We start from the raw sequence: 22,509 nt of genomic DNA, 5'->3' as shown, positions 1-22,509 counted from the left end.
AAGTATTAAGATAGAAACCGGGTCAGAAATGACTCGGTTTTTTTAGGATTTAATTTTTATGAAAAAGACGATGCCAAAGGCTTCTTTTTTTTACTACATAAGCACCACCAACAGTATAAGATACAGTTGTTTTTTCTTTATATAATTCTACAGAAGCAAATTTAGATAATTTATATACTATAGTATTATAATTCCCAAAATCAGTTTTACTAAATATAAGTGAATCTTTTTTGTTTGCCATAAAACAAAATTTACCGTCAGCAGAAGGATGAAATGTTTTATTTTTGTTAGAAACGAGAATTTCAACATCTTCAAAATTTGGATTTATATCATCAATGATAATTTGTCCGTTAACTTCTATTTCTTCATCGTCATTATCTACAGAAAGATTTGCTTCACTTATTTTTTCAATTCGTATCTTTCCTTGTGCTTTTGAAGTTTGAGTTCCTACCCCTAAAAATGCAATTAATGATGCAGCAGTAATTATCCAAAATGATTTTTTTTCTTTTGGAATAATTATTTCCCTTTTCAGTTGTGATGTTTTAAATCTTCCGCATAAATTTTCATTTTCATTAAAAGCCATTACAATTTCCCTATTGGTAGACTCTGTAAAATCAATTACATCTTTTTGGCAACTGTTACAAAAACGGCCTCTTTCTTTTTGGGGCATTTCAAACCAATTTTCGTGACAAGGCTCTGGAATTGAGATTCTTATTTTGTGATTCATTTTTTAATGTTCATTTTATGACAAAATTTAGCTGTAGTAGTCATTATAAAAGTAATGGTTTTTTATAATTTCTCATTCAGAATCTTCATTTTAAAATGATATTTGTCATTTCCCAATCCGATTCTTTTTTGTAATATTACTATAATAATTTTTTTTTGATGCGTAAGATAAAATACAAAGAAGGCCGCAAGCTACAGCATACCACTCTGGAGTATACAGGCTCCCATAAAGATCACGAAACAGAAATGCAGCTTTTTGTTTACAATGATGCCGATATTGTTGAATATGAAAAGTTTACGGTCTTAGCCCTAAATTCCTGTTTTGATTATACCAAAAATAACTGGCTGAACATTCACGGATTAAATGATATCAATTTAATTAAAACTATTGGGGTGCATTTTAAGCTGGACGATTTTTTACTGGCAGATATTTTAAACACCACTAAAAGAACCAAACTAGAAGAACAGCAGGATGTTTTATTCTTTAATATTAAATCCCTTTTGCCTTCAGAATACTCTGACGGTCTTAAAGTTGAACAGCTTAGTTTTATTTTAAAAGACGGAATTCTGATTTCTTTTCAGGAAAAACGAAGTGATTTCTTTACGCATATACGAGAACGCATTCGGACACATGCAGGAATTGTAAGAACTAAAAAAGTCGATTATTTGCTCTACTTATTATTGGATGCCGTAATGGAAAACTTTTATATTACAATTGAAGACGAAGAAGAGAATATTGAGGAATTAATTGATTTAACCAAAAAAGGAGCTGACCCAATTATTCTGGAAAAGATTGAAAACCACCGTGATAATTTTAATTTTTTAAAGCGTTCGATTATTCCGCTTCGGGATTCGTTGTATTATTTGAAAACTATAAAAGAAGATGATACAAATTATCTGATTCAAAAGGAAACGTTTAATTTTTTCATCAGATTGCACCAAAAAAGTCTGGAACTTTTAGAGCAGATCGAGTCGGATATGAGTTCACTGGAAAGTGCCTCAAACTTTTATTTCTCTGAACAAAGTCGGAAGATGAACGAGATTATGAAAACACTCACCATTATTTCGGCAGTTTTTATTCCGCTTACTTTTATTGTTGGAGTATACGGAATGAACTTTGATAATATGCCCGAATTGCATACCAGAAACGGCTACTTTATTGTTATGATAGTCATGTTTCTATTGGTTATAGCCTTAATTATCTATTTCAGGAAAAGACGCTGGTTTTAAGGGGCAGAATTAAAAATTACAAATCGAATACATTTATTACTTTCAAAATATAAATTATGAGTAAAGCGATCTACATTGCCACAAGTGATCAGAATAGTGGTAAATCAATTATTACACTTGGTTTGATGAGTATTTTAATTGGTAAAACGGCTAAAGTTGGTTATTTCCGGCCTATTATTGAGGATTTTGTTGATGGAGAACAGGACAATCACATTGAAACTGTCCTTTCGTATTTTAACCTTGATATTAAGTTTGAAGATGCTTATGCGATCACGAAAAGCAAGTTAATCAAGAAGAAAAATAAGGGTAAAATAGGGGAGGTTTTGGATCTGATTATTGAAAAATATAAAAAACTCGAAGAACGTTTTGACTTTGTTTTGGTAGAAGGAACAAGTTTTACCGGTGAAGGGACTTCCATCGAATTAGACCTGAATGTTTTGATTGCCAAAAACCTCGGAATTCCAACCATTATTATTGGTTCGGGAGTTGGTAAAACATTAGAAGAACTACTGGATAGTTTATACCTGGTTTACGATTCTTTTAAAGTAAAAGAAGTAGAGGTTTTATCTGTTTTTGCCAATAAAGTCCAGCCAGAAAATATTGAGCTGGTTACCAAAAGTCTTCAGAAAACGCTGCCATCCAATGTTCTGATTAATACGATTCCCTTGATTTCTACTTTAAACAATCCGACGATGCAGGAAATTGTCAATGAACTGGATGCTAAAGTTTTGTTTGGAGAAAATTATCTTAATAATGAAATTGGACATTTTAGTGTTGGTGCAATGCAACTGCATAATTATCTGGTACATTTGCATGATAATGCGCTGGTGATTACTCCGGGAGATCGTTCTGATATAATTCTTGGTGCTTTGCAGGCCAACGAATCGGCTAATTACCCAACGATTTCAGGAATTATCCTTACCGGAAATATCCTTCCGGAAAACAGTATTTTAAAACTTATCGAGGGACTTTCAGCCATTGTTCCTATTATTGCCGTAGATGGCGGAACCTATCATATTACCAATAAAATTGGTGCTATCAATTCTGAGATTTACGCTAATAACACCCATAAAATTGAAACTTCAATAAGTACTTTTGAAAAATATGTACAAATAGATGATTTATCAGAACGCCTGATTACTTTTGTGCCGGAGGGAATGACACCAAAAATGTTTCAGTACAATATGGTTAAAAGAGCTAAGCAGCATCGAAAACACATTGTACTTCCGGAAGGTGGTGATGACAGAATTATTATTGCGGCTTCAAGATTATTGGATATGGATGTAGTCGATATTTCAATCATTGGAGAAAAAAAACAAATTGAAAATAAAGTTACAGAACTCGGTATTTCGTTTGATTTTTCGAAAGTAAATATTATTAATCCAATTGAATCTGAGGATTATGAGGATTATGCGAATACCTATTATGAGCTTCGGAAAGCCAAAAACGTTAGCATCACAATGGCAAAGGATTTAATGGAAGATGTTTCTTATTTCGGAACGATGATGGTGTATAAAGGCCACGCTGACGGAATGGTTTCCGGAGCTGCCCATACAACGCAACATACCATTTTGCCGGCATTGCAGTTCATCAAAACAAAACCCAATTCATCTGTGGTTTCTTCTGTGTTCTTTATGTGCCTAGAAGACAGGGTTTCGGTTTTTGGAGATTGCGCTATTAATCCAAATCCAACGGCTGAACAATTGGCGGAAATTGCGATTTCATCAGCAGACTCAAGTTCCGCTTTCGGAATTGAACCGAAAATCGCCATGCTTTCGTATTCTTCCGGTTCATCCGGAAAAGGTGATGAAGTAGAAAAAGTTCGTACCGCAACCGAAATCGTAAAACAAAAACGCCCGGATTTAAAGATTGAAGGCCCTATTCAATATGACGCAGCAGTAGATCGTGCCGTAGGAAAAAGTAAAATGCCGGATTCTGAAGTAGCAGGGCAGGCGAGTGTACTGATTTTTCCGGATTTAAATACCGGAAATAATACCTATAAAGCCGTTCAGAGAGAAACAGGTGCTTTGGCAATAGGGCCAATGCTGCAGGGATTAAACAAACCCGTAAACGATTTAAGCCGTGGCTGTACTGTAGATGATATTATCAATACTGTGGTCATTACAGCCATTCAGGCTCAGGGACTTTAATCAATTAGAGAAATTAAAAATTTAATACGATGTCAGGCTGAGCGGAGCCTAAGCCATTTGATAGTTCATAAGCCTTCGGATCTGCTCAGGATGACAAAATCATAAATAGCAAAAATGAAAATACTAATAATAAACTCAGGAAGCTCATCAATAAAATACCAGCTCATGGTTATGCCGGAAAACGAAGTAATTTGTTCAGGTATGATTGACAGGATTGGACTTGAAACTTCAAATGTAACATTTAAAACTACCGAAAATTCAATTGAAGCGATTGTACCGGTTGCAACACATAAAGAGGGGTTACAAAAAGTTGCTGAAATGCTTCTGGACACTGAAAAAGGAGTTATAAAATCAACTTCAGAAATTACAGCAGTCGGACATCGTGTGGTTCATGGAGGAAGTTATTTTTCTGATACGACCATTATCAGTGATGAGGTCAAAGCTAAAATAAAAGAATTATCAGAACTGGCTCCTTTACATAATCCGGCACATTTGGTTGGAATAAATGTTGCAGAGGAAATATTTTCAGAAGCCCGTCAGGTAGCCGTTTTTGACACTGCTTTCCACCAGACTATTCCGGTTGAGGCTTATAAATATGCAATCCCTAATTATCTTTTGACAGAAAATAAAGTTCGTGTTTACGGTTTTCACGGAACAAGTCATAAATATGTTTCTGAACAAGCGATTAATTATTTAGAAAACAACTCCAGAATAATTACCATTCATTTAGGAAATGGCTGTAGTATGGCTGCAGTAAAAGATGGAAAGAGCATCGATACCACAATGGGATTTTCACCTGCCAATGGCCTGATAATGGGTACGAGAGCAGGTGATATCGATCAGTCGGTCATCTTTTATCTGATAAAAAATCTGGGTTACACGGCTGATGAGGTAAATGCTATTTTGCTTAAACAAAGCGGAATGCTTGGCCTGACAGGTTATAGTGATTTGCGTGATATTGAATCAGAAGCTGAAAAAGGAAACAAGGACTGTCAATTGGCTTTGCTGATGAATGCCTACCGTATTAAAAAGTTTATTGGTTCTTACGCAGCTGCTTTAAATGGCCTGGATGCGATTGTTTTTACGGCAGGGATTGGAGAAAACTCTTCGTATATGCGTAAGCTGGTTTGTACAGATTTAGATTATTTTGGAATTGAAATAGAGGATGAAAAAAATCAAATTCGTTCTAAAGAAATAAGAGAAATCAGTAAACCGGATTCAAAAACAAAGGTACTGGTTGTTCCAACTGATGAGGAATTTGAAATTGCCAATCAGGTTTATCAGTTATTGGTGAGTTAATCACTATTTCAGAAGATCAGAAATAGAAATGTTGAATACGAGTAATTTCTCAATCGGAAAGTTTGCGGAAAAATGCAATACTATATATTTGTGATAAAAGTGATGGAAAACAAGCTGCAAGAAGCAAGCTTTTCGATAAATGGTATAAAAATTATTCTTGGGAGATGGTTGAGAAACATGATGGAAAATTAGTATATCCTAATTCTCCAGAATCAGAATATGTTTCCTTGATTGTTAATACCGTAAACCCATATGCGAACAATGTTATTGAAGCGTTTAGCTTTATTATGGAATCTGACAAATAATTCTTTCCGTAATTTCGTTTTTTTATCAAACAAGAACACGATTTAACTTCTTCAACTTTCAACAGTTGACAGGAGTTTTTTTATACTCAAAATTTAAATATTTGTCAGTATATTTGAGTTTAAATCCGAATATTTTGAAATCGATACATTTAAAATTACTTTTCTTCTTTTTCATCACCTCTCAAATTCAATCGCAAGAATTACTTCCCTTCGTAGAAAATTACAGCAAATCAAATTATCAGGGTGATAATCAGATCTGGAATGTTGTTCAGGGAAAAGATAACGCTATGTATTTTGCCAACAATCATTATTTATTGCGATATGATGGAGTAATATGGGAAAAATATACATTGCCCAACAAAACAATCATTCGCTCTATTAGTATTGAGGGTGATAAAATTTATTCCGGTTCTTATAAAGAGTTTGGTTATTGGTATAGAAAAGAGGGAAAGATGCACTATGTCTCGCTTACCAAAAACCTTCGCTTATTTGACGAAAAAGACAATGAAGAAATCTGGAAAATTTTCAGGTTTAACGGATCTATCTATTTTCAGTCGTTTAATGATGTTTTTATTTATAACGGAAAACACATTCAAAAAGTCAGATTTCCATTTTTAATATCGTACTGTTTCGTAGTCGACAAGAATCTTTATGTTGCTTCGGTAAAAAAAGGGGTTTTTAAAATGAACGGTTCACGAATTGTTAATCCAAAAGGTTGGGATATCCTTAAAAACTGCGTGGTTCATGCCATGGAAACGTATCAGAATAAAACTTATGTCTTTACTCAGAAAAAAGGAATTTTTATTGTTGAAAACGGCAATTTAAAACCCTGGAATAATTCATTAAATGAAACCCTAAAGTCAGCAACAATTAACGTGGCAAAGTTTATAAAAAACAGAAAACTGGTATTGGGTACAGGGAACAGAGGTGTTTTTATTTATGATTTTAAAACCGGTACCCATAAAAATATTGGCCGGGACAATGTATTGATGAACAACTCAGTTTTAAGCATTGGGGTAGATAAAGAAAATGATTTGTGGCTTGGGCTGGATAACGGTATTGCCCACGTAGAAGTGAACTCGCCCATATCTATCTTTTATGACAATTCCGGGATTTTAGGTTCTGTTTATTCTGTTGCAACAACCAATAAAGGATATTTAATTGCTTCGAATCATGGGGTTTTTGAGTTTATTTCGGGGCAATTTAAAATGCTGCCTAATACACAGGGACAGGCGTGGAATATTACTAAAACAGACAATAAATATATCATTGGTCATAATGACGGAACCTTTTGCTATGAAAATGGTTCTTTAATGAAAACAAATAATGTAAGCGGTGGCTGGAATTTATCAAAAAGCAGTATCAATACTACCTGTTTTCAGTCAACGTACAGTGGGATTTTAGTATATGATGACATTTCAAAATTATCAGAATATAAAAAAATCGCCGATATTTCGAAACCGATAAAGTATGTAGCCCAAAATAAAAAAAATGAAATTTTTGCTGCCGATAATTATCGTGGACTTTACCGTGTTTTATATGATAATGGTTTTAAGACTAAAAAGGTTGAAAACATTACCCAGCAGAGTAACATAGAAAATGATTTTGGGGTTAAGATTTTTGAATTTAGAAATGAGATTTTGTTTCTAATCAATAGTTCATGGTATACCTATAATTCAATTACCAATCAGCTTGAGGAAAATGAATTGTTTAATACCAATTTTAAAAATATAACAGATGTTGTCGCAATAGATGAAAATCATTTTATGGTGCTTCAGGAAGGGATTTTATATCATATTTATGTTTCAGGGAGTAAATTTACATGGAATATCATTCAGGAAAAATATTACAAAGGAAAGCTCATTAATGACAATTTGAGGATCTATCGGACAAACACTCATTATTTACTGAATCTGGATGACGGATTTATTTCTCTTCCTCTCAAATATCATAATAAAAAAAGTACTGAGGTAAAAATTGAAGCATTTAGCGAAGAAATGCTGCTGTCAAGAGAGGCTAAAATTAAATATAATACCGAACTAAAAATTAATGTGATATCTGGAGTTTATGGAGCCAGTAAACCTAATTTGTTTTACAAAATCAATGATAGCAAGGGTTTCATACCCATTTCTGATGGATTGATTTTGCTGAATAACCTAAGCAGTGGTGATCATTCTGTTGTTATTTATAAACACAGTGGTGCTAATTATGACAAGGTTTGTAATTTTGATTTTAAAGTTGCCCAGCCCTGGTATTTTTCAGTCTGGATGATTTTACTTTATTTATTGCTAATTGGAGTTGTCCTTTTTGTATATTATAAATGGAATAAGCTCCGTTACATTCAAAAATTAAAATTACAGGCTGAAGAATTAAAACATCAGCGTGAAATTCTGGAAATGGAATTAAAAGCCGAAAACGAATTGAATGTTCAGGAATATGAAAAACATATTCTTGAATTAGAACTCCAAACTAAATCATCTGAAGTTGCCGGAAAATCCTTGTCGATAGCCAAACAAAGTGAGATGATAGATAATATTCAGAACATTCTGGATTCTGAAAAAGATTTTAATAAACTTAAAAGTGAAATTAAAAAAGCGATTAAGATCAATGAAGTCAATAAACACGAATGGGAGACTTTTGAAACCAATCTGAACCAGATTCATAATGAATTTATAATTAACCTCTCCAAGAAATTTCCCAACCTTACACCAAAGGACATCAAACTGTGTGTTTACCTTAAAATGAACCTTGCTTCAAAGGAAATTGCACCTCTTATGAACATTTCTTTTAGAGGTGTAGAATTGCATCGATATCGACTAAGAAAGAAGCTAAACCTCTCACAAGAAGAAAATTTGCCTAAATTTTTATTGAGTATATAATATTTGGTTTGTTTTTTATACATATTATATTTTTTAGCTTTCTTTTTTGCATTATTACAATACATCATTACTACATCATAACCTTTTGTAAATTGAGTTGGTTTAGGGGTTAACTTGTTTTTAAACAAGGTTTTATCTGTGTTTTTAGATCGTGTGATGTGGCTATGTAGTAGTACTATATGATGTACTCCAACGTTGTAATTGTTTAATTTGGCTTCACTAACTTAAATGATTATTATCTTTATGAAAAATTTTATTTTTAGCTTTTTAGCACTTTTGCTACTTCCGGCATCTATGTCTGGACAAGTACAAGCAATTAAAGGAAAAGTAGTTGACAGCAGCGGAATGGGAATTCCCGGAGCAATAATTGCTTCATCTGATGCCAGAGCAACTGCTGATGCAGATTTCGACGGAAACTTTACTATTAATGCAAAACCTGGAGACATATTAAAGGTTTCCATGTTGGGTTTTGATGCAATTTCTGTAGCGGCAACTTCTGGTTTAATGACGATTACTTTAAAAGAAGCAGGTGATACAGCCTTAAAAGAAGTAGTTGTAATTGGATATGGTACCAGAAAGAAAATTGATAATACTTCTGCAATTACTTCGTTAAAAGCCGAAGATATTACCAAAACAAAAGTATTGAATGCTTCTCAGGCTATTCAGGGTAAAGCGGCAGGTGTACAAGTTATTTCTTCTGATTTGCCGGGTAGTACACCCTCTGTCGTTATTAGAGGTTTGGGGACTGCATTGGGAGGAAGAAGTCCTTTATATATTGTTGATGGAATGCCAACTGAGAACATTAATAATATCAATACAAATGACATTACATCGTACGAAATTCTTAAAGATGCTTCCTCTTTAGCTATTTATGGTACAAGAGCTGCAAATGGTGTTATCATTATTACAACTAAAAAAGGAAAAGGGGATAAAGTTTCTATAGAGGTAGAAAGTTTTGCAGGTATTAGAAATCCCCTTAAAACAGTAAAAATGGCAAATAGTGATCAATATGTTGCCTATACTAATCGTGCACCTGGTACTATTGATTATTTTGCTGAAGAGCAACCTTATAACACAAATTGGTTTGACGAAATAACCAGAACTGGTTCTTATATTCAAAATAACATTTCTGTTTCTGGAGCTTCAGAAAATATTAAATATTTTTTTAGTGCCGGAAATTACCAGGAAAAGGCTATTTTAAATGGTTTGAGTTACAGTCGTACCAATTTTAGAAATAATAATGAATATAAAATTTCTAAAAAAGTTACTTTAAATCAGAACTTTAGCTTTACTTCAGCTAATTCTGCTCCAAAACCGTTAAGTGCATTCACAAATGCTTATAAACAAGCTCCAAATGTACCGGTTTATTTCTCAACAGGACAATATGGTGTTTCTTTTAGAAATTCAGATGATATTGCTGGCCCAACAGGTGAAAAAGGAGCCTTTAATAATGTTGGAAATCCAGTTTCTCAATTAAACTTCTACAATGAGCAACAACGTAGTGTAACACTTCAAGGTGGTTTAAAATTAGATTATGAAATAATTACTGGTTTAAAATTTACCTCACAATTTAATGGAGAATATTATAATTGGAAACAATATAATTTTGAAGATACTAAAAATATTTGGCTAGCTGCTGATCCAACTCGCATCGCTGCTAATTATTCTGCAACTTCAAACACCAATTTATTGACAAGGGGTAGAGAAGAATATTTTAACTGGAATTTATCAAACTATTTCACCTACAACAAAGTTTTTGCTACTGTACATGATATAGAAGTAACTGCAGGTATGGAGGTTTCTGTAAAAGGTCCCAGAGAAAAATTAAGTATAGTCAGAAAAAATGTAAATCCAGATTCTAATTACTGGTCATTATATAATACTACTGACGGTGAAGGTGTAGATTATGCAGGTAATGTTGTAAATCTATACGACATAAAATATAATGAAAGCAGACTAGCTTCTTATTTTGGACGTTTCCAATATAAATTAATGGATAAATACCTTTTAACTGGTACAGTTAGACGTGACGGATCTTCAAATTTTGCTAAAGATTATCGTTGGGGAACCTTTCCATCTTTTGGTATTGGCTGGATTATGACCAAAGAAAGTTTCCTGTCAGATATTAAAGGTGTTGATTTAATTAAATTAAGAGGAAGCTGGGGTAAATTAGGAAATCAAAATGTTCCATTAAATAATCAATCGTATAACTCTGGATTAAATAGTTATTTAGGAGGTTCAATCCTTAATGAAGGAACTACAATTTCATCTCAAATTGATCCAAGTTTATCATGGGAGGTTACAGAAGAAAGTTCTGCAGGTATTGATTTTGAATTCTTAAACAGCAGATTAAAAGGTTCTGTTGATGTTTATGATAAAAACACAAGCAATGTAATTTTAAATACAAAACCATACGGAACTTCTGGAATTACTCTTGTAACTCCGGCACACGTAGGAGAGGTTTCTAACAAGGGTTATGAAATTGCTTTACGCTGGGATGATAAAATTACCGACAATTTAAGCTATTGGGTAGGAGGTAACTTCTCTCATAACAAAAATGAACTTGCAGGATTGAAAGATTTAGAACTTTCACCACTTACTGGAGGAAGCTTAGGAAATGGTCAAACGACTAAAATACTAGATGAAACATCAATAGGGCAACCATTAGGGAGTTTCTATTTATATAAATATGCAGGTATAGACCCTTCCAATGGTAATATGTTGTATTATGATGCTTCAGGTGCTAAAGTTACTCAAGATGCATTAGATTTAAATAAAGACAGAAAGTATGCAGGTTCAATTTTACCTAAATCAAACTACGGTGTTACATTAGGTATAAACTATAAAAATATTGATTTTTCTGTTGACGGTTATGGTACTGGTGGAGCAAAAGTGTACAATGGTAAAAAAGCACAGCGTTTTTCTGGTGAAAATATAGAGGCTTCATTGGCAACTGATTTCTGGACTCCATCAAATACCAACACATCTAATCCTGCACCATTTAATAAGGTTCCTTTTGCTTCAACTTATTACTTAGAATCTGGAGATTTCTTTAGAGTTAACAATATCACTTTAGGGTATAAACTACCTTTAAACGAAACTGGTTTTATTAACTATTGCAGAATTTATGTAAATGCAATTAATCCATTTATCACTCAAAAATTCTCTGGCTATTCTCCAGAGTTAAATGGTGATGGTTATCCTTACGGAACTCAGGGAATTGAGCTGGATGCTTATCCTACTTTAAGATCTTTTGTTGTTGGTGCTAATTTAAAATTTTAATATTATGAAAAAGATATATATATCAATCTTTGTACTATCTGTATTCTTTTTTGCAGGATGTTCAAACGACTTTTTAGATGTTGATCAAACGGAGTCTATCTCTACAAGCGATATAGAATTGTTTAATAATGATGCTGGAGCAGCAACATTTGTAACTTCTATTTACAGTAAATTTCTTGATTGGGACATGAGCTCATTTGGATGGATTGGATTAGCCAGTATCACTTCTGATGATGCAGACAAAGGCTCTGCACTTGGAGATACTGGTACTGATAAAGATATTTTGGATGCCTTGACTTATAATTCATCAAATCCTTCAGCCGAAAGTACTTTTTTAGCGCAATATGACGGAATCAATAGATGTAATCAGGCATTAAACATTCTTCCAAAATTAGATAAAGCAGATGCTGGTTTAAGACAAAGATTAATAGGTGAAGCTAAATTTTTGAGAGCTTTCATGTATTTTACCTTGGTAAAATGTTATGGTGGCGTTCCAATTGTAGATCATTTAGCCAATCCGTCATCTGTTGATGATAAAAATATGTTGCTTACCCGTAAAACAGCAGCAGAAGTTTATGCTTTTATTGAGCAGGATTTAAATGATGCAATTGCTGTACTGCCTCTAAAGTCAGCTTATTCAGCAGATGAAAAAGCAAGAGCTTCAAAAGGAGCAGCTTACGCATTATTAGCAAAAGTTAACCTGTATCAAAAAAATTGGCAAAAAGTAGTTGACAACTGTAATTTGGTTACAGGATATTCAATTGCTCCGGATTATGCTAAAATGTTTAGGGTAGAAGGAGAGAATGGAGTTGAGTCTATTTTTGAAATTAACGGAGCAGGTTCTGTTCCAATTAAAGGAATTTCAGGATATTCTAATACGCAAGGTGCGCGTGGTACCGGCGGATGGGGATGGGGATTCAATACACCATCACAAAGTTTGTTAAATGCTTATGAAGCCGGCGATGTTAGAAAAGAAGCAACTATTATTTTTAGAGGCACAACTTTATATGATGGAAGAGTAGTTCCTGCAACAGTAGAAAATGCAATGTATAACATGAAAGCTTATTCTTCTCAATATACAGATGCATGGGAAACAGATGCCAACATTGTATATCTACGATACGGAGAAGTTATATTAATGAAAGCCGAAGCTTTGAATGAACTTGGTCAAACTTCAGAGGCTATTCCGTTATTAAACCAAATCAGAAACAGAGCAGGATTAGGAAATACTCCGGCTACTTCTCAAGATGCGGTTAGAACTGCAATCTGGAAAGAAAGAAGAGTTGAGCTAGCCTTTGAGTTTGACAGATTCTTTGATTTAGTCAGAACCGGACAAGCTAAAGAAGCTTTTGCTGCTGATGGAAAAATATTTACAGAAAATAAAAATGAATTGTTTCCAATACCGGCTTCATTCTTATCACAAGCCAATGGCTTATCTCAACAAAATCCGGGATATTCAAATTAATACTTTAAAAATCACTCTTTTCTTCATTTGAAAGGAGTGATTATTTTAATAATTGCACAAATTTCACAATGATTAGAATAGCACTCATACTTTTTTCATTTACTTTTTTTAGCTGTAGTTCGTATTTAGATAAACAAAAAGAAAGTACAACATCGTCTGAAGAAAAACTTTCAGATGAGGAGCTTTTATCGACTGTTCAAAAACAAACTTTCAAATATTTCTGGGATTATGCCGAACCAAATTCGGGATTAGCCAGAGAACGTTATCATCCTGACGGGAATTATCCTGAAAACGATGTTAACATTGTTACAACAGGAGGTTCTGGTTTTGGCTTAATGGCCATTGTTTCAGGAATGTCTCAAGGTTATATTACCAAAGAAGAAGGAGTTGAAAGACTGAACAAAATTGCTGATTTTTTAGCTAAAGCAGATCGTTTTCATGGTGCATGGCCGCATTGGATAGACGGAAATACAGGAAAAGTAAAACCTTTTGGAACCAAGGATAATGGAGGAGATTTAGTCGAAACCTCATTTTTGGTTGCAGGAATGATTACGGTTCGAGAATATCTAAAAAACGGTTCTGAAAAAGAAAAGGCAGTTGCTCAAAAATATGACGCGCTTTGGAAAGGGGTAGAATGGAACTGGTATACAAACAACAAAAACGTTCTATACTGGCATTGGTCACCAACTTACGACTGGCAAATGAATTTTCCATTACAAGGATATAACGAATGTTTGATTACTTATGTGATGGCGGCATCTTCTCCAACACATACAATTGATCCCAAAGTATATCATGAAGGCTGGGCGAGAAGTAGCGGAATTATTTCATCAAATACAAAATATAATATTCCGTTGATTTTAAAACATAATGGAGCTGAAGAATTTGGAGGGCCATTATTCTGGGCGCATTATTCTTATCTAGGACTTGACCCAAACCAATTAAGTGATCAATATGCTAACTATTGGGATCTCAATGTAAACCATGTTAAAATTGATTATGAATATTGTCTCGAAAATCCTAAAAATTTTAAAGGTTATGGTGCCGACTATTGGGGCTTAACAGCTTCATATTCCAGAAATTCTGACGGTTCTATAGGGTACGATGCACATATGCCGGGCAATGATAAAGGAGTTATTTCGCCAACAGCTGCAATTAGTTCTATTGTTTATTCTCCAAAAGAAGCTATGGCTGTTATTCGAAATTTATACGAAAATCACGAAGAAGAAACTTGGGGAGATGCCGGATTTTATGACGCGGTTAGTTTACAAAATAACTGGACAGCAAAACGTTATCTGGCAATCGATCAGGGACCGGAAGTCGTTATGATCGAAAATTATCGTACAGGTTTATTATGGAAATTGTTTATGAATGCTCCAGAAGTAAAACAAGGTTTAATAAAACTTGGATTTAGTTCAGGTAAATACGGATTCTAATATCTATTTAATGAAACATAAAATAACATTATTAATGCTATTATTTTCTGTACTGTGTTTAGCTCAAAGAGAAACAACCGGAAAAATAAAAACGGTTATTGTAGTTCAGCATGAATTAGGCTATGCATTACATAAACCTGCCAATACAAAAGATAAAAAGCCATTAATAATTTTTATTTCCGGTGATGGGGAAAAAGGGACTGATATTGAAAAAGTAAAAATTCATGGTCCTTTAAAATATTTGAAAACACACGAATTAGATACTTATGTTTTGGCACCTCAATGTAAAGAAGATGAAAATTGGGATATTGAATCCATTTATGAGTTGATTTTAAAAATTCAAAAGGAGAACAATATAGATTCCAACAGAATATATCTTACAGGTTTAAGTTCCGGGGGATGGGCGGCATGGAATTTAGCACTTTCTTATCCTGATAAGTTTGCAGCAATAGTGCCTATTTCAGGTTTTGTTGATTTGATTCAGTTAGAAAGCGCTTGTAAAATTGTGGCTATTCCAACCAGAATTTATCACGGACTATTAGATGATGTCGTAAAGGTAGATTATGCAATAACTATTTACAAAGAATTAAAAAAATGCAATCCAAAAGATCTTCAATTGACCATTTTTGATGATGCGGGCCACGATAGCTGGACAAGAGTCTATGACAATCCCGAAATTTATGACTGGATGTTTAAACAGATTAAGACAAATAAAAACGAATAAATACCACATTTTATTAAATCGCCATTGTTCCGAACTCAACTAGGAATCAAAGAATGACGATCTACTTAAAAACTAAATTATTTAAAATGAAGAAAAATTTAATCATACTGTTTTTAGGATGTACAATTTTGGGGAATGCCCAAAAGAAAGATCCTAAAAATGCTGTAAAAATCAAACCAAAAGCTGAATTTATTGCCGAATTATTATCGAGAATGACTTTGGATGAAAAACTGGGTCAGCTTAATTTGCCAACTTCGGGTGACATTACAACCGGTCAGGCGAACAGTTCTGATGTGGCAAAAAAAATTGCAGAGGGTAAAGTAGGTGGTTTGTTTAATATCAAATCGGTTCAGAAAATCAAGGAAGTACAGAAAATTGCTGTTGAAAAAAGCCGTTTAAAAATTCCGTTGATTTTTGGGATGGACGTGATTCACGGTTACGAAACCACATTCCCGATTCCGTTGGGATTATCCTGTACCTGGGATATGAAGCTAATTGAAAGAAGTGCGCAGATTGCGGCTCAGGAAGCAAGTGCTGACGGTATCAACTGGACATTTTCGCCAATGGTAGATATTTCCCGGGATCCACGCTGGGGAAGGATTTCTGAAGGCTCAGGTGAAGATCCGTACTTAGGTAGCCAGATCGCAAAAGCAATGGTAAATGGCTATCAGCAGCATGATCTTTCTAAAAACAATTCGATTATGGCCTGTGTAAAACATTTTGCTTTGTATGGTGCGCCCGAAGCAGGACGTGATTACAACACGGTTGATATGAGCCATATCAGAATGTTCAATGATTATTTTCCTCCGTACAAAGCAGCCGTTGATGCCGGAGTAGGTTCGGTTATGGCGTCTTTCAACGAAGTGGACGGAATTCCTGCTACGGGAAATAAATGGTTGATGACGGACGTCCTTAGAAAACAATGGGGGTTTAAAGGTTTTGTCGTAACCGATTTTACAGGAATTCCTGAAATGATCGAACACGGAATGGGAGATCTTCAGACAGTTTCGGCTATGTCATTAAATGCCGGTGTCGAAATGGATATGGTGGGCGAAGGATTTCTAGGAACCTTAAAAAAATCTTTAGACGAGAAAAAAGTCACTATCGAAACCATTGATAATGCCGTAAAACTGATTTTAGAAGCAAAATACGATTTAGGATTATTCCACGATCCGTATAAATATTGCGATGATAAAAGAGCTAAGTCTGAAATTTTTACAGCAGAAAGCCGAAAAGAAGCACGTGAAATTTCCGCCCAATCATTGGTTTTACTGAAAAATCAAAACCAATTATTGCCGCTTAAAAAGTCAGGAACAATCGGTTTAATAGGGCCATTGGCAGATGCCAGAAACAATATGTCAGGAACCTGGAGTGTAGCAACAGTTGGTGAGAAATGTATTTCGCTGTTACAGGGAATTCAGGAAGTAGGCGGAAAAGCTGTAAAAGTGCTTTACGCAAAAGGAAGCAATTTAGATTATGATGAAACTTTTGAGACCAATGCCACCATGTTTGGTAAAACGTTAAATCGTGACAGCCGTCCAAAAGAAGAATTAATTGCAGAGGCTTTAAAAGTAGCGGAACAATCGGATGTTATTGTAGCAGCGCTTGGAGAATCTGCCGAAATGAGCGGAGAATCCAGCAGCCGTACTAATCTGGAAATTCCGCAGGCTCAAAAAGATTTACTGAATGCTTTGCTGAAAACAGGTAAACCAGTCGTTTTGGTTTTATTTGACGGGCGTCCTTTGGTGTTAAATAATGAAAATACAACAGTTCCGGCCATTTTAAACGTATGGTTTGCCGGAAGTGAAGCAGGTCACGCCATTGCTGATGTTTTATTTGGAGATGTAAATCCTTCCGGAAAACTAACAACTACTTTCCCAAGAAGCGTGGGGCAGCTACCTATTTATTATGCACACAAAAACACAGGAAGACCACTTTCTAATTCAGAAGGAAAATTCGAAAAGTTTAGATCTAATTACATCGATGAAAGAAACGAGCCCTTATTTCCTTTTGGATTTGGTTTAAGTTATACAACTTTTGATTATTCAAACCTTAAAATTTCTTCTGACAAAATGAACTATAGCGGAAACTTAAAAGTTACGGTTGATGTTTCAAACACAGGAAATTTTGACGGAAAAGAAACCGTTCAGTTATATATCAGGGATTTAGTTGGTTCCGTAACAAGACCAGTCAGAGAACTGAAAAACTTTCAAAAAATCGCCCTTAAAAAAGGAGAAAAACAAACCGTAAGTTTCGATATCACGGTTGAGGATTTAAAATTTTATAACGCTGATTTACAATTCACAGCAGAGCCCGGACAGTTTGATGTTTTCGTTGGAGGAAATTCAACTGCCGACAAGAAAGTTAGTTTTGAGTTAACTAAATGATTGGTTTGTTAATTAGTAATTGCCCTTCGTACTGGTTATACGAAGGGCTTTTTTAATTTAGACAAAAACAAAAAAAATATAAATAAAACAGATGTATAAGCTATATGTAATTCCGCTATGGATCCTTTTGATTGGATTTAATTTAAAGGTATCAGCACAAAAAACAGAGTGGTTTGATCCCAATAAACCCGCCTCTACTTACTGTAATCCGATAAATATTGGGTACAATTACACAACTTTCAATCACAACGGAATTCAGGAGTCCCGCCGTTCCAGTGCAGATCCGGTGATTATTAACTACAAAGGAGATTATTACTTGTTTGCCACCAATCAGGCAGGTTTTTTTTGGAGTAAGGATATGTCAAACTGGAATTTTGTTTACGGAAGTTTTCAAAGACAGCCTGCCGATGACGATCAGTGTGCTCCGGCAGCCTGGGTGCTAAATGATACTTTATTTTACGTAGGCTCGACCTGGAAAAGAGATCATCCCATCTGGAAAACAGCCGACCCGAAATCAGGCAGATGGACCCGTCACGTAAACAAAGCCATGCTGCCCACCTGGGATCCTGCGATTTTTCAGGATGATGATAAAAAAGTATATATGTACTACGGTTCCAGCGGAAAATTGCCTCTTGTTGGCGTTGAGGTAGATTACAACACCTGGCTTCCAAAAGGAAATCAGACCGATTATGAAACATTGTACAAAGCAACCGAAGTAGAAGATATTCAGAAACCGTACGGACAAATCAAAGAAGTAGCTGTCCTCAATCCTGCAAAACATGGTTGGGAACGTTTTGGACCAAACAACGATATGGAACCAGCACCTTGGGGAAATTTTATTGAAGGGGCGTGGATGACCAAACACAACGGAAAATATTACATGCAATATGGCGCTCCGGCAACCGAATTTAAAGGCTATGCAAACGGAGTTCATGTCGGCGATAATCCGTTAGGGCCTTTTGCTTATCAAAAACACAATCCGATGTCGTACAAACCGGGTGGATTTGTAATTGGTGCCGGACACGGAAATACTTTTGCAGATCATTATGGAAATTACTGGAACACCGGAACCTGTAAAATTTCCATTAAAGACCGTTTTGAACGCCGTATCGATATGTTTCCGGCCGGATTTGATAACGATGAGGTGATGTACTCGATAACAGCTTACGGAGATTTTCCAATTGTATTGCCAACTGGTGAGCGTGACCAGACAAGAGGGGCTTCATCAGGCTGGATGCTGCTTTCGTATAAAAAAACGGTAACCGTTTCCTCATCAGAAGAATGTATGGAAGTAGAAACACACCGAGTGGACAATGGTGGTAAAAAAGTTTATGAGAAATTCTGTTACAGACCGGAAAATTTAACCGACGAAGATATTCAGACCTATTGGTCTGCCAAAACAGGCAATCCCGGAGAATGGCTTCAAATGGATTTGGGAAGACCAATGGAAATCAACGCTCTTCAGATCAATTACGCAGATCATAAAGCAACGCAGTTCAATAAGGCAATGGACATTTATTACCAGTATAAAATATTCATGTCTGATGATGCCGTCAACTGGAAACGGGTTGTAGATAAATCCAAAAACGATAAAGATGCGCCGCATGATTATGTAGAACTTTCAAAATCAATTAAAGCACGTTACATCAAAATGGAGAATATTCACAATGCTTCCGGTTTGTTTGCTATTTCAGATTTCAGGGTTTTCGGAAACGGATTAGCCGTAAAACCAAAAGCAGTTGCATCTTTTAAAGTAAACAGAAACAAAACAGATTCCCGCAATGCCTTAATTTCGTGGAAAAAACAAAATGATGCAGTTGGTTACAATATTTATTACGGAATTGCTCCTGATAAATTGTACAACAGTATTATGGTTTACGATGATGATTCCTATGATTTTAGAGGTCTGGACAAAGACATAAAATATTATTTTACCATTGAAGCCTTTAACGAAAACGGAATTGCTCCAAAAAATAAGATTATCGAGGTAAAATAACTTTTAATTGAGAATTTTTTAAAAACCCTGATTGCAAAGTAAAGAATTTGTAATCAGGTTTTTTTTGTGAAAATGGCTGAGGAAAAAATCTGACGGGTTTGAAGATTTTTTGTTTCTTTGCTAAAGAAGTCAGAATGTAAACACAACCCCAAAATCTATAACAACCATGAAAAAAACAATTCTGTTGACCGTTTCAATTTTAAGCGGATTGTTGTCTTTTGCACAATCAAATGAAGAAAAAAACATCAAACTGTTTTATAAAAAAGCGTTAACCGATTCCAAATGTTATACCTGGCTGGAGTATTTATCCAATGACATCGGAGCACGTTTATCAGGATCACAAAATGCACAGCTGGCTGTTAATTATACAAAAACACAATTAGAAAGTTTAGGATTAGACAAAGTATATCTACAGGAAGTAATGGTGCCGCATTGGGTACGCGGAGAAAAAGAGACCGCTTATATTCTGGATGGAAAAGTAAAAACAACAGTGCCTATTTGTGCTTTAGGAGGCTCTGTTGCCACCGCAAAAACAGGATTAACCGCTGAGGTAATAGAAGTTCAGGGTATCGAAGAATTAAAAACGTTAGGCGATAAGGTAAAGGGTAAAATCGTGTTTTTTAACAGACCCATGAACCCTGAAAATATTGAAACCTTCAAATCATACGGTGCCTGTGTAGACCAGCGATTTGCAGGTGCAAAAGAAGCGGCAAAATTTGGTGCTGTTGGTACAATTGTGCGCTCCATGAATTTGCGTTTAGACGATTTTCCACACACTGGCGCTCAGAGTTATGGCGACTTACCAAAAGAACAATACATTCCGACAGCTGCTATCAGTACAAATGGAGCCGAACTGCTCAGTGCCACTTTAAAAAACAATCCTGCTTTAAAATTTTATTTTAAACAATCCTGCCAGACACTTCCGGATGAATTATCTTATAATGTAATTGGAGAGGTAACAGGAACCGTAACTCCTGAAAATATTATGGTAGTAGGAGGTCATTTGGACTCCTGGGATTTGGCAGACGGTTCTCACGATGACGGGGCAGGAGTGGTGCAGAGTATGGAAGCCATTCGTATCCTTAAAAGTTTCAATTACAAGCCAAAAAACACCATTCGTGTCGTTTTATTTATGAACGAAGAAAACGGCGGAAAAGGCGGAGCGAAATACGAAGAAGTCTCCAAACAAAAGAACGAGAACCACATTTTTGCTTTAGAAAGTGATTCAGGCGGATTTACACCAAGAGGATTTTCAATCGAAGCTGACGATGCCAATTTGAAGAAAATCCAAGGCTTTAAAGATTATTTCGAACCTTATTTAGTACATAGTTTCACCATTGGACATGCCGGTTCAGATATTGAGCATTTAACATCAAAAGCTATCGTTAAAGCAGGTTTAAAACCGGATTCACAACGTTATTTTGATTACCATCATGCAGCAAACGATAAATTTGATGCCATAAACAAAAGAGAATTAGAATTGGGTGCAGCGACTATGACTACGTTGCTTTATTTGATAGATCAGAGTGGGATTGTGCTTCCGGCTACTAATTAAGTTTTGTTTTAAACTAATATCTAAAAGCTATGAGTTTTGAACTTATAGCTTTTTTTATGATTTTTTTAGATCAGGCTTTCATAGCCACTGAATAATACAAAAACGCAATAGGAATATTACTGAGCAGCAACAGAATTTTAACCGCTATATCTTTCCTTTCATGATATAGTTTTACAAAACGGCCTGTAAGGAGCAACAGTATAATTCCGTTTAGAAACAAAGCTGAAACAACAAAAGGAAAAGCAAATACCAAAACATTAGCGTTTTTGTTAGTGAACATATAAAATGCAAATAACAGAGTAATGATTATAAAAGTTCCAATTACTAATTCAATAGTTTGAGTTTCCTTTGAAAGATTTTTATTTAGAGTTGTCATAATTTTAAATATTAAAAATGTGTTGAATAGTTTTAACGGGTACTAAAAGCATATTTGAAAAATTCAGGTAATAAAAAGGATGTGCTTTTTTGCCTCTTTTGTATTGTTCAATAAAATACCGAATTTGCTTAGGGTAGAACGGAGTTCCTGAAAAAATTACCAAAAACAAATACATACTTCTCTTTCCGTTTCCCAAAAGATAATACTGCATCCCGATTTCATCCGTAACAGAAATACCCGTATTGGTCAAAACATGAATGACATCATGATCTTCTAATTTGGGCTGCATATCAAAATGATTTTCATTCAGAAAGTTGCCTAAGCTGTTTCCTAAACTGCCTTTCGGATAGTTCAGGAGCGTTTCCTTGTCAACTTCCCATGGTTTGTTTTGTTTAAAGAATTTTTGATAAGGCTTTTTGGTGCATTCGTATAATTTTTCAATAATATAATCTCTCATGGTTAATTTGTTTTTTAAAAGTTCTTTGAGTTTCAAAGTATTTCAGCAAAAAAAAGAGACAATTTTAATGTGTTAGTATTTTAATGTGCTCTTCTAATTTATTTAAAAGTACTTTGAGAAACAAAGTAAATAATAAAAAAAATAGCTACCAAATAAAAAGGCAGCTATTTTTGAAAATATAATAAAAGTGCTTTTAAGACTTATTTTCTTTCTCAGATGAGGTATTTGAGAAAAGAAAAGGG

General features: G+C 34.8%; 15 protein-coding genes. 12 read left to right on the top strand and 3 right to left on the bottom strand.

All coding sequences use genetic code 11. The features are described 5' to 3' along the window. Positions 1 to 49: 49 nt before the first annotated feature. Positions 50 to 727 (bottom strand): hypothetical protein, encoded by a 678-nt coding sequence (locus tag DMB65_RS08560; protein WP_110306225.1) that lies wholly within the window; start codon positions 725 to 727, stop codon positions 50 to 52. Between the two features lie 158 nt (positions 728 to 885). Between DMB65_RS08560 and corA the strand changes: the two genes are divergently transcribed. The 12 genes from corA (at position 886) to DMB65_RS08500 (ending at position 21,434) form a co-directional block, all read left to right on the top strand. After that, complete coding sequence (gene corA / locus DMB65_RS08555) at positions 886 to 1,956, top strand: magnesium/cobalt transporter CorA (protein ID WP_110306224.1); 1,071 nt, start codon at positions 886 to 888, stop codon at positions 1,954 to 1,956. Between the two features lie 56 nt (positions 1,957 to 2,012). Beyond that, the gene (gene pta / locus DMB65_RS08550; protein WP_110306223.1) at positions 2,013 to 4,106 is read left to right on the top strand and encodes a phosphate acetyltransferase; all 2,094 of its coding nucleotides are present in this window, start codon (positions 2,013 to 2,015) and stop codon (positions 4,104 to 4,106) included. A 114-nt stretch (positions 4,107 to 4,220) separates the two neighbouring features. Beyond that, positions 4,221 to 5,405, top strand: a complete 1,185-nt coding sequence (locus DMB65_RS08545) for an acetate/propionate family kinase (RefSeq protein WP_110306222.1) — start codon at positions 4,221 to 4,223, stop codon at positions 5,403 to 5,405. Positions 5,406 to 5,467: 62 nt separating this feature from the next. After that, complete coding sequence (locus DMB65_RS22380; RefSeq protein ID WP_110306221.1) at positions 5,468 to 5,710, top strand: DUF6169 family protein; 243 nt, start codon at positions 5,468 to 5,470, stop codon at positions 5,708 to 5,710. A gap of 134 nt (positions 5,711 to 5,844) precedes the next feature. Beyond that, positions 5,845 to 8,589 (top strand): helix-turn-helix and ligand-binding sensor domain-containing protein, encoded by a 2,745-nt coding sequence (locus DMB65_RS08535; RefSeq protein WP_110306245.1) that lies wholly within the window; start codon positions 5,845 to 5,847, stop codon positions 8,587 to 8,589. Positions 8,590 to 8,832: 243 nt separating this feature from the next. Continuing rightward, positions 8,833 to 11,871, top strand: a complete 3,039-nt coding sequence (locus DMB65_RS08530) for a SusC/RagA family TonB-linked outer membrane protein (RefSeq protein ID WP_110306220.1) — start codon at positions 8,833 to 8,835, stop codon at positions 11,869 to 11,871. Between the two features lie 4 nt (positions 11,872 to 11,875). Next, the gene (locus DMB65_RS08525) at positions 11,876 to 13,336 is read left to right on the top strand and encodes a RagB/SusD family nutrient uptake outer membrane protein (RefSeq protein WP_110306219.1); all 1,461 of its coding nucleotides are present in this window, start codon (positions 11,876 to 11,878) and stop codon (positions 13,334 to 13,336) included. Positions 13,337 to 13,404: 68 nt separating this feature from the next. Then, a complete protein-coding gene (locus DMB65_RS08520) occupies positions 13,405 to 14,772 on the top strand; it encodes a glucoamylase family protein (RefSeq protein ID WP_110306218.1) in 1,368 nt (455 codons plus the stop codon). Positions 14,773 to 14,782: 10 nt separating this feature from the next. After that, positions 14,783 to 15,496 carry a carboxylesterase family protein gene (locus tag DMB65_RS08515; protein ID WP_110306244.1) on the top strand — a complete coding sequence of 238 codons (714 nt, stop codon included), beginning with the start codon at positions 14,783 to 14,785 and terminating at the stop codon, positions 15,494 to 15,496. 86 nt (positions 15,497 to 15,582) lie between these two features. Beyond that, positions 15,583 to 17,883, top strand: coding sequence for a beta-glucosidase BglX (gene bglX, locus DMB65_RS08510; RefSeq protein ID WP_110306217.1), 2,301 nt, complete (start codon positions 15,583 to 15,585; stop codon positions 17,881 to 17,883). A gap of 91 nt (positions 17,884 to 17,974) precedes the next feature. Next, on the top strand, positions 17,975 to 19,879 hold the full coding sequence (locus DMB65_RS08505; RefSeq protein ID WP_110306216.1) for a family 43 glycosylhydrolase: 1,905 nt from the start codon (positions 17,975 to 17,977) through the stop codon (positions 19,877 to 19,879). Positions 19,880 to 20,045: 166 nt separating this feature from the next. Further along, positions 20,046 to 21,434: a M20/M25/M40 family metallo-hydrolase gene (locus DMB65_RS08500; RefSeq protein WP_110306215.1), complete on the top strand. Its 1,389-nt coding sequence runs from the start codon at positions 20,046 to 20,048 to the stop codon at positions 21,432 to 21,434. Positions 21,435 to 21,504: 70 nt separating this feature from the next. On the opposite strand, the gene DMB65_RS08495 is transcribed toward DMB65_RS08500, so the two are convergent. Together DMB65_RS08495 and DMB65_RS08490 are read right to left on the bottom strand one after the other, a co-directional pair. Beyond that, on the bottom strand, positions 21,505 to 21,810 hold the full coding sequence (locus DMB65_RS08495; RefSeq protein WP_110306214.1) for a hypothetical protein: 306 nt from the start codon (positions 21,808 to 21,810) through the stop codon (positions 21,505 to 21,507). 4 nt (positions 21,811 to 21,814) lie between these two features. After that, entirely contained in the window at positions 21,815 to 22,267 is a 453-nt protein-coding gene (locus tag DMB65_RS08490) for a hypothetical protein (RefSeq protein WP_110306213.1), read from the bottom strand. Positions 22,268 to 22,509 lie beyond the last annotated feature (242 nt).

Source organism: Flavobacterium cheongpyeongense (assembly GCF_003202435.1).
Lineage (GTDB): Bacteria > Bacteroidota > Bacteroidia > Flavobacteriales > Flavobacteriaceae > Flavobacterium > Flavobacterium cheongpyeongense.
The sequence above is the reverse complement of the archived record's forward strand: the minus strand, read 5'-3'. Positions and strand labels throughout refer to the sequence as shown.

Bases quoted from the DNA above. Each gene is read 5' to 3' on its own strand.
- corA (WP_110306224.1), top strand. From the start codon at position 886: ATGCGTAAGATAAAATACAAAGAAGGCCGCAAGCTACAGCATACCACT.
- DMB65_RS08525 (WP_110306219.1), top strand. From the start codon at position 11,876: ATGAAAAAGATATATATATCAATCTTTGTACTATCTGTATTCTTTTTT.
- DMB65_RS08515 (WP_110306244.1), top strand. From the start codon at position 14,783: ATGAAACATAAAATAACATTATTAATGCTATTATTTTCTGTACTGTGT.
- DMB65_RS08545 (WP_110306222.1), top strand. From the start codon at position 4,221: ATGAAAATACTAATAATAAACTCAGGAAGCTCATCAATAAAATACCAG.
- DMB65_RS08490 (WP_110306213.1), bottom strand. From the start codon at position 22,267: ATGAGAGATTATATTATTGAAAAATTATACGAATGCACCAAAAAGCCT.
- DMB65_RS08505 (WP_110306216.1), top strand. From the start codon at position 17,975: ATGTATAAGCTATATGTAATTCCGCTATGGATCCTTTTGATTGGATTT.
- DMB65_RS08500 (WP_110306215.1), top strand. From the start codon at position 20,046: ATGAAAAAAACAATTCTGTTGACCGTTTCAATTTTAAGCGGATTGTTG.
- bglX (WP_110306217.1), top strand. From the start codon at position 15,583: ATGAAGAAAAATTTAATCATACTGTTTTTAGGATGTACAATTTTGGGG.
- pta (WP_110306223.1), top strand. From the start codon at position 2,013: ATGAGTAAAGCGATCTACATTGCCACAAGTGATCAGAATAGTGGTAAA.
- DMB65_RS08530 (WP_110306220.1), top strand. From the start codon at position 8,833: ATGAAAAATTTTATTTTTAGCTTTTTAGCACTTTTGCTACTTCCGGCA.
- DMB65_RS08520 (WP_110306218.1), top strand. From the start codon at position 13,405: ATGATTAGAATAGCACTCATACTTTTTTCATTTACTTTTTTTAGCTGT.
- DMB65_RS08560 (WP_110306225.1), bottom strand. From the start codon at position 727: ATGAATCACAAAATAAGAATCTCAATTCCAGAGCCTTGTCACGAAAAT.
- DMB65_RS08495 (WP_110306214.1), bottom strand. From the start codon at position 21,810: ATGACAACTCTAAATAAAAATCTTTCAAAGGAAACTCAAACTATTGAA.